Source organism: Rothia sp. SCPM-O-B-18226 (M350) (assembly GCF_058213595.1).
The window spans coordinates 195,074-210,638 of the sequence record NZ_JBYQJS010000004.1; the positions used below are offsets into that span (position 1 = coordinate 195,074).

General features: G+C 55.0%; 16 protein-coding genes. 13 read left to right on the top strand and 3 right to left on the bottom strand.

What is annotated here, in order from left to right; genetic code table 11:
• Nucleotides 1-92: 92 nt before the first annotated feature.
• Entirely contained in the window at nucleotides 93-2,075 is a 1,983-nt protein-coding gene (locus AC3E6W_RS07605; RefSeq protein ID WP_490652759.1) for a M13 family metallopeptidase, read from the top strand.
• 147 nt (nucleotides 2,076-2,222) lie between these two features.
• Here AC3E6W_RS07605 and lacZ read toward each other — a convergent pair whose 3' ends face one another.
• Nucleotides 2,223-5,303, bottom strand: coding sequence for a beta-galactosidase, LacZ type (gene lacZ, locus AC3E6W_RS07610; protein WP_490652760.1), 3,081 nt, complete (start codon nucleotides 5,301-5,303; stop codon nucleotides 2,223-2,225).
• 116 nt (nucleotides 5,304-5,419) lie between these two features.
• On the opposite strand from lacZ, the gene AC3E6W_RS07615 reads away from it, so the two are divergent.
• The gene (locus AC3E6W_RS07615) at nucleotides 5,420-5,809 is read left to right on the top strand and encodes an MFS transporter (RefSeq protein ID WP_314842035.1); all 390 of its coding nucleotides are present in this window, start codon (nucleotides 5,420-5,422) and stop codon (nucleotides 5,807-5,809) included.
• A gap of 114 nt (nucleotides 5,810-5,923) precedes the next feature.
• On the opposite strand, the gene AC3E6W_RS07620 is transcribed toward AC3E6W_RS07615, so the two are convergent.
• Nucleotides 5,924-6,664, bottom strand: a complete 741-nt coding sequence (locus AC3E6W_RS07620) for a DUF6318 family protein (RefSeq protein ID WP_490652761.1) — start codon at nucleotides 6,662-6,664, stop codon at nucleotides 5,924-5,926.
• Between the two features lie 137 nt (nucleotides 6,665-6,801).
• The gene (locus AC3E6W_RS07625) at nucleotides 6,802-7,017 is read right to left on the bottom strand and encodes a hypothetical protein (protein WP_049333812.1); all 216 of its coding nucleotides are present in this window, start codon (nucleotides 7,015-7,017) and stop codon (nucleotides 6,802-6,804) included.
• Between the two features lie 425 nt (nucleotides 7,018-7,442).
• Here AC3E6W_RS07625 and AC3E6W_RS07630 point away from each other — a divergent pair, with 425 nt between their 5' ends.
• From AC3E6W_RS07630 to AC3E6W_RS07680, 11 genes are all read left to right on the top strand, one after another.
• The gene (locus tag AC3E6W_RS07630) at nucleotides 7,443-8,168 is read left to right on the top strand and encodes an ECF transporter S component (protein WP_490652762.1); all 726 of its coding nucleotides are present in this window, start codon (nucleotides 7,443-7,445) and stop codon (nucleotides 8,166-8,168) included.
• Between the two features lies 1 nt (nucleotide 8,169).
• Nucleotides 8,170-8,607, top strand: coding sequence for a hypothetical protein (locus AC3E6W_RS07635; protein ID WP_246823733.1), 438 nt, complete (start codon nucleotides 8,170-8,172; stop codon nucleotides 8,605-8,607).
• A gap of 82 nt (nucleotides 8,608-8,689) precedes the next feature.
• Entirely contained in the window at nucleotides 8,690-9,118 is a 429-nt protein-coding gene (locus AC3E6W_RS07640; protein ID WP_490646691.1) for a hypothetical protein, read from the top strand.
• Between the two features lie 406 nt (nucleotides 9,119-9,524).
• Nucleotides 9,525-10,184, top strand: coding sequence for a G protein-coupled receptor family protein (locus tag AC3E6W_RS07645; protein WP_490652763.1), 660 nt, complete (start codon nucleotides 9,525-9,527; stop codon nucleotides 10,182-10,184).
• An 88-nt stretch (nucleotides 10,185-10,272) separates the two neighbouring features.
• Nucleotides 10,273-10,932 (top strand): hypothetical protein, encoded by a 660-nt coding sequence (locus AC3E6W_RS07650; protein ID WP_490652764.1) that lies wholly within the window; start codon nucleotides 10,273-10,275, stop codon nucleotides 10,930-10,932.
• Nucleotides 10,933-11,304: 372 nt separating this feature from the next.
• Nucleotides 11,305-11,619 (top strand): hypothetical protein, encoded by a 315-nt coding sequence (locus AC3E6W_RS07655; protein ID WP_490652765.1) that lies wholly within the window; start codon nucleotides 11,305-11,307, stop codon nucleotides 11,617-11,619.
• Nucleotides 11,620-11,946: 327 nt separating this feature from the next.
• Entirely contained in the window at nucleotides 11,947-12,426 is a 480-nt protein-coding gene (locus tag AC3E6W_RS07660) for a DUF4190 domain-containing protein (RefSeq protein WP_490652766.1), read from the top strand.
• A gap of 172 nt (nucleotides 12,427-12,598) precedes the next feature.
• Nucleotides 12,599-13,258 (top strand): hypothetical protein, encoded by a 660-nt coding sequence (locus AC3E6W_RS07665; protein WP_296543717.1) that lies wholly within the window; start codon nucleotides 12,599-12,601, stop codon nucleotides 13,256-13,258.
• Nucleotides 13,259-13,519: 261 nt separating this feature from the next.
• Nucleotides 13,520-13,957: a hypothetical protein gene (locus tag AC3E6W_RS07670; protein WP_490652767.1), complete on the top strand. Its 438-nt coding sequence runs from the start codon at nucleotides 13,520-13,522 to the stop codon at nucleotides 13,955-13,957.
• A 16-nt stretch (nucleotides 13,958-13,973) separates the two neighbouring features.
• Complete coding sequence (locus tag AC3E6W_RS07675; RefSeq protein WP_490652768.1) at nucleotides 13,974-14,849, top strand: hypothetical protein; 876 nt, start codon at nucleotides 13,974-13,976, stop codon at nucleotides 14,847-14,849.
• A gap of 3 nt (nucleotides 14,850-14,852) precedes the next feature.
• Nucleotides 14,853-15,512, top strand: coding sequence for a hypothetical protein (locus AC3E6W_RS07680; RefSeq protein ID WP_490652769.1), 660 nt, complete (start codon nucleotides 14,853-14,855; stop codon nucleotides 15,510-15,512).
• Nucleotides 15,513-15,565 lie beyond the last annotated feature (53 nt).

Sequence of the window (15,565 nt, forward strand, 5' to 3'; positions counted from 1 at the left end):
TATGGGGAAGCCACACGCTTACCGGTGAGTCACCATATGGTGGCTTGTCGGTAATCGTGTGGCTTCTTACGTTAAGAACCTAGAATGGAACCATGACTACTAACTCTGGAATCACTAAAGATTGGGTGGATGAAACCGTCAAGCCGGGCGACGATTTCTTCCGCCACGTCAACGGCAAGTGGCTGGCAACCCACGAAATCCCGGCGGATCGCCCCAAGGACGGCGGCCTGTACACCCTCCGCGATAACGCAGAGAAGCACGTGCGTGAGCTGGTGGAGAAGATCGCGAAGGAGCAGCCGGAGTCCCGTATTGGCGCACTGTACAACTCCTTCATGGATGTTGAGAAGATTGAGGCGGACGGCCTGGAGCCGCTGCTGAAGGAAATCGCCCCGATTCTGAACTCGGCAACCCCCTCCCACCTGGCTGTGACCCTGGCACTGCTGTCGCGTGCGGGTCTGCCGCAGCTGTTCGCCTGGTACACCAGCAACGACCCGAAGGACCCGAAGAATTACACGTTCTTCCTGTACCAGTCGGGTCTGGGTCTGCCGGACGAATCCTACTACCGTGAAGAGAAGCACGAGCAGGTGTGCGCGGCGTACGTTGAGCACATCGCCCGCATGTTCCAGCTGACCGGTCTGGCTGAGGGCTTCGGCCTGACCCCGGAGCAGGCGGCTCAGCTGGTGTTCACTCACGAGTCTGAGCTGGCTCGCCTGCACTGGAACGTTGTGGAGAACCGCGACGCGGAGGCGACCTACAACCCGTACCAGGCTACCGAGCTGGACGAGAAGTTCCCCGGCTTCCCGTTCTCCCAGTGGCTGCTGGCTCTGGGTGCCGACCCGGAGACCCTGGGCCAGGTTATTGTGGGCCAGCCGTCCTTCTTTGAGGGTGCGGCGAAGCTGTTCACCTCCATCCCGCTGATGAGCTGGAAGCTGTGGGCTGTGTGGACCGTTCTGCGTTCGCGTGCGCCGTTCATGTACGACGAGCTGGTTCAGGAAAGCTTCAACTTCTACGGCAAGACCCTTTCCGGTACTCAGCAGATTCGTGAGCGCTGGAAGCGCGGCGTGGGCGCCGTCGAGAAGGCTCTGGGTGAAGAGATTGGCCAGGAGTACGTGGCCGTGCACTTCCCGCCCTCGCACAAGGAGAAGATGCTGGTTCTGGTCGGCAACCTCCTTGAGGCGTACCGCGAGTCTATTGAGTCGCTGGACTGGATGACCGAGGCAACCCGCCAGAAGGCGCTGGAGAAGCTGTCGAAGTTCGTCACCAAGATTGGTTACCCCGATAAGTGGCGTGACTTCTCCGCACTGGAGCTCGTTCCCGGTGACCTGTTTGAGAACCTGCGCCGTACCGGTGCGTTTGATGCTGACTGGCTGATTGCCCGTAAGGGTCAGCCGGTGGATAAGTCGGAGTGGCTGATGACTCCGCAGACCGTGAACGCGTACTACATGCCTCCGGCGAATGAGATTGTGTTCCCGGCAGCTATTCTGCAGCCGCCGTACTTCAACCCGGATGCTGATGATGCGGCGAACTACGGCAATATCGGCATGATTATTGGCCACGAAATTGGCCACGGTTTTGACGATCAGGGTTCCCGCTATGACGGTGACGGAAAGCTGGAGAGCTGGTGGACTGAGGAGGATTACGCGAAGTTCAAGGAACGCACCTCCGCGCTGGTTGAGCAGTACAACGCGTACGTTCCGGTGGGTCTGGATCCGAAGTTCCACGTGAACGGTGAGCTGACTCTGGGCGAGAACATTGGTGACCTGTCGGGCATGTCGATTGCGTTGAAGGCGTACCGTCTGGCTTTGAAGAAGCAGGGCATTGAGTCGCTGGACGATGCGCCGGTGATTGACGGTATGACCGGTATTCAGCGTTTCTTCTTCTCGAATGCTCGCGGCTGGTGCACGAAGTCCCGCCCGCAGCATGCTGAGGTGATGATTTCGGTGGATCCGCATTCGCCGGATGAGTTCCGTGTGAACGGTGTAATGCGCAATATTGATGAGTTCTATGAGGCGTTTGGTGTCTCTGAGGGCGATGCATTGTACTTGGCTCCGGAGGAGCGCGTGCGCATCTGGTAGCATCCCGATAAGGGTATATGCTTTATTGCGCATATAAGAAAGGCGCCCGCCTCGTGGCTTGAACCCACGAGGCGGGCGCCTCTTTTCTAGAGAGCTGTGGACGCTACACGAAGGTAGGCGTCTACTGCTACTGTGCAGAGCGTTGCGTTAGATAATTTCTAGCGCAATGTCCATGTGCAGCGGCTCGGTTGCATCGATGTGGTACTGGCTGTGTACCGGCGAGCCCCACGAGTCGTCTCCACCAACGCCGAGCTGACCTGCCAGGATACGCAGGTAGGTGCGGTTGTTCTCGGGCAGCTCCCACTGGTAGGAAGCTTCCTCAATCTGGTAGGAGGAGTAGGGCAGGAGCGATACGTGCAGGCCCTCACCGGCAGTCTGCAGCTGGCGGACACGGAAGCCGTGGTTGCTGTCGTTCGTCACTTCAGCCCAACGGACACCCATGTGGTTGCCGCTTTCCTGAGGTACCAGGTACGGTGCGTAGTCCTGCTCGGGGGTGCTTTCCCACACGCCCAGGCGGACGCCGCTGCAACGGTCGGGGTAGGAGTCGCCGGGGCCAAGGCCGTAGTAACGCAGGTGCGAGAACTCGCCGGGCAGTGCCCATTCCAGACCGAAAGCGGGCAGGGACGGTGCGTCCTTCTCGCCGGGGTAGTCGATGGTTACTCGCACGTTGCCGGTGCTCTGTGCTTCGTAGCGGACCGTAACAGCGGTGTGAGCGGGGGTTGCCAACTCGTAGGTGTAGGTCACTGCCACGCTGTCATCGCTGGGCTGCTCGACGGCAACGTTAGCGCAACGGGCGTAGCGGCCTGCAACGGTCCACTGGGCGCGTTCGAAACCGTGTCCGGCGCCGCGGTCGTTGTCGGTCAGGGGCCTGAAGGTGGTGAGCTTCGGGGGGCGAATAACATGCTCGGTGCCGTTGTGTACCCAGGAGACGATGCCGCCCTGAGTGCGGGACAGAATAACTTCAGCCTGGTTGTTGCGCAGACCGACGTTCCATCGGCCGACGGTCACCGTCGCATCTGCTGCGTCTTCAGCGGTGTTTGCTTCAGCCTGCGATGCGGGGATGACGTACTGACCGAAGGCAATTTCGTGTCCTGCAGGAGCCCATGCGGTGTCTTCAGTGAGCACGAGGCTGACGTCCAGGGTTACTTCTGCGTTGTCGGCAGCGTATTCTTCCAGGGGCCAGGGAATTACCAGCTCGTGGGTGGATTCCGGGGCTACGTCGAAGAAGTAGTCTTCCTGCCACTGAGGAACGCCGTTGACCAGCAGGCTAGCCTTGAAGGTGTAGTCTGCGGTGGAGGTGAAGAGGTTGTCGTTGACGACCGTCACGCCCTTCTGGTCGGGGGTGATGCGCAGGTTGGAGTACACTGCCTTCACTTCAGCGACCTTGGGGCTTACCTTGCGGTCGGCGAAGAGGATACCGTCACCGGAGAATTCGTAATCGCAGGGGCGTTCGCCGAATGCGCCACCGTAGGCGAGGTATTCGGGGGCTCCTTCGCTCTCACCGGGGTGCCAGAGTGCCTGGTCGATCATGTCCCAGATGAAACCGCCCTGGTAGTGGGGGTAGCGTTCCAGTGCGACGTATTCGTCGATAGCGCCGACCGAGTTGCCCATTGCGTGCATGTATTCGCACATGATGAAGGGCTTCTTGGGGTCGTTCGACAGGTACTTTTCGACGACGTCAGCGTGGATGTACATACCGGATTCGATGTCGGTGACGTCATCAAATTCGCGGTTCCAGGTGATGCCTTCGTAGTGTACGGGGCGGTTGGGGTCCAGTTCGTGGACTCGGCGGTACATGGAGCGGAATACTTCGCCGCCGTATGCTTCGTTACCGAGCGACCAGATTACTACGGAGGGGTGGTTGTAGTCGCGGCGAATCATGGATTCTACGCGGTCAACGCAGGCGCCTTCCCATTCCATGCGGGAGCCGGGGATCGTGGTCTCGGGGGTGGGGATGTCACCGGGGGTGCACCAGGAGCCGTGAGTTTCCAGGTTTGCTTCGTCAACCAGGTAGATACCGTATTCGTCGGCCAGGGCGTAGAAGCGTGAATCGTTGGGGTAGTGGCTGGTGCGGATAGCGTTGATGTTGTGCTGCTTGCAGAAGAGAATCTCTGAAGTCATGTCTTCAACGGTCAGGACGCGGCCGGTACGCGGGTGGAACTCGTGGCGGTTGACACCCTTGAAGATGACTCGGTGACCGTTGAGGGTCATGATTCCGTTCTCGATGCGGAAGCGACGGAATCCGACGCGCTGGCTGGTGGATTCTACGGTCTTGCCGTCGTGGAGCAGGTCCACCGTCAGAGTGTAGAGAGAGGGCGATTCAGCCAACCAGGGGGAAATGCCCTCGAGAGCATCGGAGGAGATGCGCACGGATGCGTCTTCGGCGGCGACGGTACCAGACCAGATGACCTGGGTGCCGTCAAGGACGCTGGCCTGCAGGGTGTACGCCTTGATTTCTTCACCGTTGAGGGTGACGAGAGCATCCAGGTGTGCTTTGCCGGTGGGTGCGTCGTAGTCTGCTTCAACGGTGAGGGAGGCGATGCTGACTGCGGGGCGGGCTACCAGGTTCACGGCGCGGAAGAGGCCGTGGAAACGCCACGAGTCCTGGTCTTCCAGCCATGAAGCGCTCGAGTATTCGTAGCATGCGACGGTCAGGGTGTGGTTGCCTTCTGCGTCCTTGCTGACGATATCGGTGATGTCGAAGGAGGTGGTGGTGTAACCGTCTTCTGCGTAACCGACGAAGGTGCCGTCAACCCACACGTAAATTGCAGTTGCGAAGCCTTCGAAGGCGAGCGCGATGCGGCCCGATTCGCTCAGCATCTTCTTGAGGTCGCCCTCCAGGGTGAAGTGCTTGCGGTAGAGGGCTACGTGGTTCTTCTCGGGGATGTGAGGAGCTTCGGGGTTTTCGTGGCCGTCCCAGGGCATCTGGATGTTGACGTAGGCGGGGCGCCAGAGTCCCTCAGTTTCCAGGGTGGCGGGGACGGGGATGCTCTGGTAGTCGCTTTCGTCGAGGGCGGGGGCGGCGAATTCTGCGGTGGTGACGTCAATTTCTGAGGCCCATGCAGTGCGGACAGCCCACGTGCCGTTGAGGCTCTGCTGGGGGTTTGAGGAGTGATGGTCGGAGTGCGCTGCTTCCCTGTTGACAGCGTACACGGTGGGGTCATCAAGCCACGCTGCTGAGGGTGACTGGGAGGAGACTACGGGAGTCGTTTGTTCGGTGGAAGACATGTCTTCCTTCCTCTCGTATACATCTTTGTTTGGTCCCTTTAAGGATGCCGGAAGGCGTGATGATTGTTGCCTACATTCTGTTCATTCTTTTCCCGCAGAACTTGGCTCTGGTCTAGGTGGCACTGGTCCTGTTCTACACCCCGAACACCTTCATTCAGATGACCGCTATCTTGGCGCTGACCGACTCCATTGAGTACGGCCAGCTGAAGACCGGTCAGCGCAACGAGGCAGTTACCCTGTCCGTCCGTCCGATGCTCGACAAGATCGCTGGTGCTCTCTCTAACAGCATCGTGGGTGTGGTTGCTGTTGCTGCCGCTATGACTAACGGTGCAGATCCTAATAGCCTCACCGCGCAGAACATTCAGACGTTCAACACGGCTGCTTTCTACGTGCCGCTGGCCATTATTGTGTGCTCGTTCCTCGCCTTCTTCTTCAAGGTTTCTATCTCTGAGAAGGAACACGCGAAGATTGTGAAGGAGCTTGAGGCGAAGCTTGCTTCTGCATAGGTAAAAGCAGGGTAGGTCCTTCATCGCATGAGAGAGGCGCCCGCCTCGTGGCTTGAAAACCACGAGGCGGGCGCCTTTTAGATGTAGAAGCTATGCGCTTCTAGGCTGAAGCTTTTAGGAAGCAGAAGACGAGGACGAAGAGGAAGTGCGCATGCCGGTCAGCTTCCACGCACCGTTCTCGTACACACCGTGCAGGGTGCGCTCCACATCGTTCTTACGGTCCGAATCGGAGGAGGCTTCTTCCACACGGTCCTTGCTTGCAATGAACTCGCCGCTGTCCATGGTCAGGCGGATATCCCAGTCGTAGGCGTCGCCATCACGCTCGGGCTGTGCGGTAAGCATGGTGATGGTGGCGGACGGGTCCTGCATCCAAATCTTGCCCTGCTGCAAACCAGCACCCAGGGTGCCTTCTTCGGGTTCGAGCATGTTCTTCAGCTCGGAGTTGTCAACCGCACATTCACGCAGGGGCTCGGTCTTACCGGTACGCATGTAGTACTCAATGGCGGCACCAAAGAACGCGATGGACTGGTACAGACCTTCCACGCTGTTCTCGTTGGCAACGGCGGGCTTCACGGGCACGGGCGCGTTCTTAGAGGGCTCGGTGCGAGTTCCAGGCTGGTAGTCAGCAGGCTTGGAGGTGTAGCCGTCGAGGGTTGCAACACCGGAGTAGTCGCTACGAACACTCTTGGATGCCGACGCGGAAGCAGATGCACTACCGGATGCGCTACCGGCTACGGAGCTAGAGCCGCTGGGTGCCTGGGGCTGAGCGCCGCAGGCTGCCAGGAGGGTTGCGCCGCCGGTTGCTGCGAGCAGGCCAAGGGCGGATCGGCGGGTGAGGGGCTTGATCGTATTCATGGGTTCTCTCTATCCGTGGTGATGGGCGGACCGCGCGGCGGGTACGGCACGATACGCCAAAGGCGGCGCCACGAGTGTGTGGCACCGCCTCCTAGTATATGTTCCGAACACGAGGATAACCCGGTCGGGTGTTTGGTTTAGTTACCGCCGTTATCAACGATGATGACGCGCTCGCGACGGCCGTAACGGTTGTAACGGTAGGTGTAGCGGAAGGCCGGGCGGTAACGGACGGTGGGTCGGTTGTAGTAGGCCTGCGCGGGGGTGAGCAGCGCACCGAGGGCGGTTGCTGCGCCAGCACCGGCGGCGGCCAGGGCTGCGCGGCGGGTAAGCCGTGCGGACTTCTTGGAGGTCATGATTGTACCTTTCAAGGTTGGTGTTTCTGCAGAGTGAGCGGCGTTGGTACGGCGTGCGGCCGCGCCTTGAACCTTTTCTTATTCTAGAGGTTAAACGTTAAAGTTTTTGCGTACAGAGTGCACCTTCTAGTTGAGGCTTAGGGCATGTGGGCTAGTCCGCGTTTTTCCGGCGGGATTTTTGCTGAAATATTAGTTTGTCAACACGCCGCGTACGGCCCGGATTCTAGCGTTTTGCGGGTGAATTCCGCGCACCGATGGGGGTCGGTTCGCCGCTGAGCCGGCCCTTCTGACGAATGGTCGCTCGGTCTTCACCCAAGCATTGCACCGAGTTAACTTTCTGGTCAGATACGGTGCGATAGGCTAAGGATGTACCCGCCGCCTCACCCGGCGCGATTCACCAACCACCACACAAGGACGTACACACTATGAGCGCTGTTGAAACCGGAACCCTTTGGGGACTTATCGTCGCCCTGATACCGGGCTACCGTATTAAGCTCGGCAAACCCACCTTGAATAAGAGGCAGAAGAGGCCCATCCTGGCATATATCTTCTTCTGGCTTGTAACTATTCTCGGGTTTGTCGGCATGCCGCTTATATGGCTGTCCCTTGGTCTTGGGGATGTGCAGCCCGGTTCAGAGGATTTTACCGTTGCGATTTCAGGTCTTATTTTTGGCGTCGTGTCCCTTGGCCTGCTGGGCGCTCTCCCACTGAACCACTGCTACGCCTTCTACCTCGAACTACGCGAAGATTGCGTGCGGTGGCGTAACTGGCGGTGGAAGGAACGCACCTTCACCTACCCCTCGATTACGTTTGCCCACGTGGAGAACAATGGCAAGAACGGGTTCTTACGCATCGGCAGTACCGAGATGGGTAAGCGTACCTGCAGTTTTGACCCGTACCAGTTCGACGCGACGATTCTGATGGCGCAGGTGCTGTACCGTGATGATCATGGGCATTGGGCTGAGGAGGACGGCCTGGATGTGATGAGTGTGGTGGGGATGTATGGCTCTTCGCGCGATATTTATGCCCAGTTTTATGACTTGTGTAAGACGAAGTATGTGGTGGGTGTGACGAAGAGTGAGCGCCAGCGTCGCCGCCGTCGGGCTGCGCGCACTGAGGCGCGTAATGAGGCGCGCCGCAAAAACTCATGATTTGAAGAAGTCGAAGAACTCAGGCGAGAAGAGGCGAATAGCGATGAAAAATAATGGAGCCAATTTCAAAGAGTATTTTCGTAGAACAGCAGAAAATATATGGAATGACCGCGGCGTCATTATATTTTTCGTAGGATTTATTGCCGTATTGGGAGCTATATATTTCATGACCCATTCCAACCCGAATAACGACTCTGAAATATGCACTATCGAGTCGGTTGAAATCATTGAGCACGAGGACCCCTACGCAATCTCCGGTGCCTTCGAGACGAAAGAGTGCGGAACCATCACAATGTGGCACGCTCCCGATGGGGAACGTATCTACCCCTACCTCAACAGTATTGAGGCGGGCAAGAAATACAGGGCGTACAAGTCCTTCACTACCCGAAACGACAAAACAGGGTTCTCCGTCATCCGCTTCGAAGAAATCAAAGAATAAGCCGTAGATCAATAAAACAAAGACGACCGCTTGTGAGTAAATATTGACCCTAATGCCCACGAGAGAAAGCAAGTAATAAAATATGTTCCTGGCAGAATTTGCACAAGGTGTTCGTGAAGGCCTCAAAGAGACATTAGGCACCATGAATCGGAGCCGCATGATAATGCTGGCAATTATTGTAGCGATTGCTCTCTTCGTTACCGTGTATCTTCCCTACTCTTTGCGTGATGATAGCGATAACGTTACCGCTACCTGCACCGTCACTAAGGCTTACACGAAGGACCGAGGGGGATCAGATGTTAGCGGCATGACCAATATTGCCCCCGTGGGTATTTTTGAGACGAAGGAGTGCGGCACGCTCCGCCTGTCTGTGGCTCCATCCGGGTGGAAGGTTCCCGACTATGTTCAGACGGCTCAGGTGGGGAAGAAGTATCTGTTTCATGTAGCGAATGACTCTGCTCAAAAGGAACGAGATTTTGATACAACCCGCTTCGAAGAAATCAAAGAATAACCATTCTATAAACTAGAGCCCCGGGCAGTGCGAGTCTTCATCTCGTACCGTTCGGGCTTTCCATACGATATCCGCAACCTATTTCGCCTCAACCAGCACCACCAAGACACGAAAGGCGCGTCCCCTCCCCTATGAGCAGCCGAGAAAATCGGGTGAGCACAGGGCCTAATCCCATCCGCCGGTGAATGGTCGCCCAGTCTTCACCCGAGCCTTGCACCCAGTTAACTTTCTGGTCAGATACAGTGCGATAGGCTAAGGATGTGCCCGCCACCTCACCGTAGCGAGCACAATTCACCAACCACCACCACACAAGGACGTACATACCATGAGCACGACTGAAGTAAGCAGAGAAGCGTACTCTGCTACCATCGCCGATTCCAACTCGGCTGAAGGAGTGAATAGCTAAATGATGTCTCAAGAATTTGCTATTACCTTTTGGGGTGCGTGCTCCATCATCACGACTATTTTCACGCTTTTCACCCTGGCCACCTACATCATTAATCGGCGCCGTGACGAGGAGAAAAAGCGTGAAGGAATCTACATTAGTCGTATGCAAGCGCCGCTGGCGTACATTATTGTCTTTTTCCCGGGTTTCCCGATTATCTGCTATTTTTTGTCGCTCAATGGCCTCGGGACTAACTCATTTGTAGACATTGCATCCATACTCATGGCTGCTTTCCTGTTGTTCTACCTGTGGAGTGTCAACGCCACATACATGAAGATTTCTTCTGAAGGTATTGAGCAGCACACCCCTGTTCGCGGGTCGAGGATCTGCCCCATCGGCGCGATTGATAGCGTCGTGTATAGCGAATCCACGGATGAAGATACCGCAAGCCGCACCTGGTTCCTCACCAAATCGCGTGCGCGCATTAACCCGTTGAACCCGAATTATGATGAGTACTACCTCTTGCTTATGACTCGATTTAGGATTGAGTACGGGCGTTGGCCTTACCTGGATATTCCGGCTGACGTGGATAAGGTGAACCGGTTGGATAACCGTGCTGAAGTCATTCCGTACTTCAAGTTCCGTAAGAAAATCTCGGGTCTGGCTGAGATTGACATGTAGCCCCGACATACAAGGCTAAAGGCTCCCGGGGATGCGCGGACGGAGCGCGCTCTTCCTATTCACCAACCACACGAAACGAGAACCCACCGTGCTTAGTCTCCCCCTGATTTTCTGGAGCACCCTCGCTACACTTATAACAATTGCGACATTTTATGTCCTCATCAATTACGAGGTGCAGCGTTGGAAAGATAAGCAACGGCGGCGCGAGGGTATTTATATTCGACGAGTTAATCAGGGTGAAGCTCTCATTATGATATTTACCCCCGCCTTCCCCTGTCTTTCGTTTGTAGCCCACATATACGGTCCTGATTCATTAGATATAGGGACTGAAATATTGGTCTTATCACTTTCGGTTATGTTCCTTTCTTTCTTGCGTTATGTGCATGTCGCTTATGTGAAGCTTTCTCCTGAAGGTATCGAGCAGCGTGTCTGGTCAGCTAACCCAACGGTCTACCCGATAGGTGCGATTGATAGCGTTACCTACTACAAGACCGTGGATGTTGAAGACCAGGATATGGTGGGTTTTTACACGAAGTCGGGTAAGCAGATTGCTGCTTTTGGTCCAATGACTCATAACAATTACCGGCTTTTGGCGATTGTGCGTTTCAGGATTGAAAACGAGCGTTGGCCTGACATGGACAACCCGGATGATGTGGCGCAGGTGGATTTCTTGGATCGTGCCTCGAGGACAATTCGTTATTTTGAGGATTTGGAGAAGGTCTCCGGCCTTGCCGACGTCTACATGTAACCAACCACCACACTAGGACATTTCATGCTCAGAAAATTTCTTGCCGAAACCGTCACCAACGGCTCCATAGGACTCAACCGCCCCAAAGGCTATATTCCTCTGGGACAGCGGCAGAAAAACCCTCTTCTGGTTCTTGTATATGTAGATGTATTGACGTTTCTGATGTGCGTTGTTACCCCCTTTGTGATTTCAGAGGATATTGAATCTTTAATAGTCTTCTTTCTTATGATGAATATCCTTGGGTCCCCCGCTTGGTATTTGGTTTTACATGCGCATTTCTTTTACATCCAGCAGAATGAGACCTCCGTAAAATGGCGGAACTGGCGGTTCAAAACCCGCGAGTTCGACTACAGCAGCATCACCAAAATCCATATGAAAGAGAACGGCAAGGGCGGCTACTTCGTAATTAGCAGTAACCAGATGGGTAAACGCCGCCTAGCGTTCAGTCCGGTCTTCTTTGACGCCACCTACATCTACCACATGATTCTTTTCCGTGAGCGTTACGGCGTTTGGCCACCCAAGTACATCCCCGAGCTCTTCGTAGAGTTCGGTGATTACGAGGACATGGACGCCCTCATCAAGGGTCTCTGTTACGCCCGCAAGTACGAGATTGGCTCCCCCGAAGCCGGGGACTACCAACAGATCCCGGAACACCTGCAGCGCATCCTTGGTGCCTCATCTAAATAGTGTTATTTCAGATGTAGCACCGTATAGAGAAGCCCCTGGGCTTGAGAGATTATCTCTCAGCCCAGGGGCTTTCTGCATACCACGGTCAGCCAAGAAACTCGGGCGAATATGGGCCCAATCCCACCCGCCGGTGAATGGTCGCCCAGTCTTCACCCGAGCCTTGCACCGAGTTAACTTTTTAGCCACCTAACCCATAGACCATCAAAGTGCTCAACATTTCAACCTGTCAGAGCTTTCAAGCACATAGAGTATCCTTGGGAAAGGTACGCCACCTGCAGGTGGTGCGCTTCCGGATATTCACCAACCACATACGAAATGAGGACTTTCATGTCTGAAAACACCCCGCAGCCGGCTGCACCGCAGCAGCCGCAATTCACCCAGCAGGCACCCGCCGTACAGCCCGCACACGGCGCACCCGTCGAGGCACCGAAAAAGAAGTGGGCGGCAGTAACCGCACTGGTCTTGGGCATTATCTCCGCCCTGACCGGCTTCATTATCCTGGGCGCATTTACCGCAATCCCGACCGTTATTTCCGCAATTATTGCCCTGGTCATGGTCAAGCGCGGCACCGGCAAGGGCAAGGCCATGGCTATCATTTCGCTCGTGCTGGTTGCGGTTGCGATGGTCACCTTCGTTCTGGGTAACAATGTGCGCGCAGAGAGGGATGCAAGGCTTAAGCAACGAGCCCAGGAAGCAATCCAGAAGTGCGAGAGCAAGGAATTTGTTGGCGCCTACTACACCGAGAAGGACGGTAAGCGCTACTGCGCATACGGCGGCTGGCTCTACCCTGTAGACGACGACAAGTAGACCGGTCGTCTCGGTTATTGACCGGTGATGTGATGGGTGGGGGCGTTCGCGTGTGCGGCAGTCGCCGTGCCTGCGAGCGCCCCTCAACCGTATCTTCTGGAGGCGCCGCCGCCTAGTTTGGGTGGGGTGCGCGCTCTTCCTATTCACCAACCACACGAAACGAGAACCCACCATGCGCACTTTCCTGATTATCTTCTGGGGTATCTTTGCTCTACTCACAACAGTGGCGACGTTTTACGTCCTCATCAATTACGAGGTACAGCGTTGGAAAGATAAGCAACGGCAACGTGAGGGTATCTATATTCGACGGGTTACTCGGCTCGAAGCTTTATGCCTGATATTTGTTCCCGTCCCGTCCGTGCTAATGGCTTTCTTACATGTTTATGTTGAAGAAGAATTCGGCACAGGCAATGAAATACTCTACCTATGCTTGTCACTTGCAGTCCTTCCGCTGTTGCGGTACGTGCATGTTGCCTACGTGAAGACCTCCGCCGAGGGTATCGAGCAGCGCATCTGGTTCTCTAACCCGACCCGTTACCCTTTCACCGCGATCAACCGTGTCGTGTTCTACAAGGCAGCAAAATATGAAGACGAGGATATGGTGGGGTTCTACGCTAAGTCAGGTACTCAGATTGCCCTGTTTAGCCCGTTGCCTCATAAAAATTACCGGCTTCTGGCGATTGTGCGGTTCAGGATTGAGAACGAGCGTTGGCCTGACATGGACAACCCGGATGACGTAGCTCAGGTGGACCGTTTGGATTGTGCCGGGAAGACGATGCGCTACTTTGAAAATTTGGGGAAGGTTACCGACCTTGCCGACGTCTACATGTAACCACCCACCACACTAGGACAGCGAATGTTCAGAAAATTTCTTGCCGAAACCGTCACCAACGGCTCTATCGGCCTCAATCGCCCCAAGGGTTATATTCCTCTGGGACAGCGGCAGAAAAAACCGCTACTGGCTGTAGTGTGTGTGGACTTGTTGACCCTATTTACGTGTGTTCTATTTCCTCTAACTTTTCCTGCAGAAACACTTATTGATTACATTCCGGCGTATCTATTTATGAATTTATTAGGATGCTGGCTCTGGTTCATGGCTATTCACACCCATTCCTTCTACATCCAGCAGAATGAAACCTCCGTGAAGTGGCGGAACTGGCGATTCAAAACCCGCGAGTTCGACTACAGCAGCATCACCAAAATACACATGCAGGTCAACGGCAAAGGCGGACACCTGCTCATCAGCAGTAGCCAGATGAGACGCTACCGTCTGGGTTTCAGCCCCGTCTTCTTTGACGCAACCTACATTTACCATATGATTCTCTTCCGCGAACGCTACGGCGTTTGGCCGCCCAAGTACATCCCGGAGCTCTTTGTAGAGTTCGGTGATTATGAGGAGATGGATACCCTAATCAAAATCCTCTGCTACGCCCGCAAGTATGAGATTGGTTCCCCCGAAGCCGGGGAGTACCGACAGATCCCGGAGCATCTGCAGCGCATCCTTGACCGTGCTGCGGCAGAGTCCAAATAGTTGAAAGGGAAATAGCATGAACGCTATCTCTGAAACCTTCAGAATCCTATGGCTAATCTTCCTGTGGTTCTGCTTTAGCTTCATGATTCTTGTGTCGTTGTTATCGTTCATTTTTGGAGGCTGGCCGTGGGGCGCGCTGTTCCTCGTTGCAAGTACTATCGGCCTCTCAGCCATAGATACAGTACTCAAGGGAGGTATTGGCTACGAATCAAACGGCGGCCTCTTCCACCATTTCTTTATCTTCGTTCACTCCATCAGCGCGGTAGGCTTGATTGTTCTGACGGCGCTGACCGCTTTTGGGGTACTGCGCACCGCGGATGCAACGCTGTGGACCCCAGAGACGAACTTTGCCTCCTGGTACATGGTTTGTGGAATATTCATTACCTACTTCCTCATTCAGCCTACTGAACCTAATGACGATATTCCTGACCTGCAGCGCATGGAGCAGATGGACAGGCGCTCAACCCGCGTGGGCGTTATGGCGGCAGCTATTTTCACGGTTCTGTGCCTCGTGGTTCCTCTGATCAGTTTCATGACTGCAGGCTATGATCCGGTAGCTCTGGCGGTTGCACTTTTCCTGGCCCCAGGGTTCCTACGTGTTGTGCGCGAGGGCCTCTTCTACCTGCAGGGCAACCGCTTTGAGGAGGGAACCGAGGGGTACCGTACCTTGCGTGCCGTGTGCATCGGCGTGGCTGGCCTGGCCGCGTGTATTGCGCTCGGGTACTTGGGCTATTCGCTGGTTCGCCTGGAGTTGCTGCCTGCGCTGTTCTTTGCGGCGCCGGTGGCGATGAATGGGTGGTCGGTGAAGAGGTACGTCACTGTGGGTATTTCTATTCCCGAAGAGGAAGACGCGGATTCCTCCTCTCATGCTAGCGTTCAGGAGGCGGAGTAAAGCATGCTAGATACCTTCTTTAGTATCTTCTGGGGAATTATCTTAGCGCTGTCTATTCTCTCTATCCCCTACATTATTATTAGGTACGAGATTAATCGACACCAAGATAAGAAAAAAGAAGAACAGGGAATTTACATTAGGCGAGTAAATCACTTTGAGGCTTATGTGTGCATATTTAATCCATTAATTCCATTTTTTGGATATATTGGTAATAGATATGGTGGAAATATGGGTATCTGGTTTAATGTATTCGCTATTATTTTTACATTATGTTTTTATGCCTTCTCGCGCTATATCCTCGTCGCTTACGTCAAAATCTCACCTGAAGGTATCGAGCAGCGTATTTGGTTCTCCAACCCGACCCGCTACCCCTTCAATGCAATCAACCGTATTGTGTATTACGAGGCATTGAATATTGAAGATCAGGATATGGTGGGGTTCTACGCCAAGTCAGGCACCCAGATTGCCCTGTTCTGCCCGACCATCCATAACAATTATCGTCTGATGGCGATTGTGCGGTTCAGGATTGAGAACGAGCGTTGGCCTGATATGAATGATCCGGATGATGTGGCGAAGGTGAATGAGTTGGACGATAGGGGTATGACCATTCTTTATTTCAGGGGTCGTGAGAAGGTTACTGGCCTTGCCGACGTCTACATGTAGCCCGCTCGATAAGCGCCGACTACCCCCTACATCCAAAGAGCCGCAACCGGCAC

Excerpts from the sequence above, each read along its gene's own strand:
- AC3E6W_RS07605 (WP_490652759.1), top strand. The coding sequence starts at position 93 with ATGACTACTAACTCTGGAATCACTAAAGATTGGGTGGATGAAACCGTC.
- lacZ (WP_490652760.1), bottom strand. The coding sequence starts at position 5,303 with ATGTCTTCCACCGAACAAACGACTCCCGTAGTCTCCTCCCAGTCACCC.
- AC3E6W_RS07620 (WP_490652761.1), bottom strand. The coding sequence starts at position 6,664 with ATGAATACGATCAAGCCCCTCACCCGCCGATCCGCCCTTGGCCTGCTC.
- AC3E6W_RS07625 (WP_049333812.1), bottom strand. The coding sequence starts at position 7,017 with ATGACCTCCAAGAAGTCCGCACGGCTTACCCGCCGCGCAGCCCTGGCC.
- AC3E6W_RS07630 (WP_490652762.1), top strand. The coding sequence starts at position 7,443 with ATGAGCGCTGTTGAAACCGGAACCCTTTGGGGACTTATCGTCGCCCTG.
- AC3E6W_RS07640 (WP_490646691.1), top strand. The coding sequence starts at position 8,690 with ATGTTCCTGGCAGAATTTGCACAAGGTGTTCGTGAAGGCCTCAAAGAG.
- AC3E6W_RS07645 (WP_490652763.1), top strand. The coding sequence starts at position 9,525 with ATGATGTCTCAAGAATTTGCTATTACCTTTTGGGGTGCGTGCTCCATC.
- AC3E6W_RS07655 (WP_490652765.1), top strand. The coding sequence starts at position 11,305 with ATGAAAGAGAACGGCAAGGGCGGCTACTTCGTAATTAGCAGTAACCAG.
- AC3E6W_RS07660 (WP_490652766.1), top strand. The coding sequence starts at position 11,947 with ATGTCTGAAAACACCCCGCAGCCGGCTGCACCGCAGCAGCCGCAATTC.
- AC3E6W_RS07665 (WP_296543717.1), top strand. The coding sequence starts at position 12,599 with ATGCGCACTTTCCTGATTATCTTCTGGGGTATCTTTGCTCTACTCACA.
- AC3E6W_RS07670 (WP_490652767.1), top strand. The coding sequence starts at position 13,520 with ATGGCTATTCACACCCATTCCTTCTACATCCAGCAGAATGAAACCTCC.
- AC3E6W_RS07675 (WP_490652768.1), top strand. The coding sequence starts at position 13,974 with ATGAACGCTATCTCTGAAACCTTCAGAATCCTATGGCTAATCTTCCTG.
- AC3E6W_RS07680 (WP_490652769.1), top strand. The coding sequence starts at position 14,853 with ATGCTAGATACCTTCTTTAGTATCTTCTGGGGAATTATCTTAGCGCTG.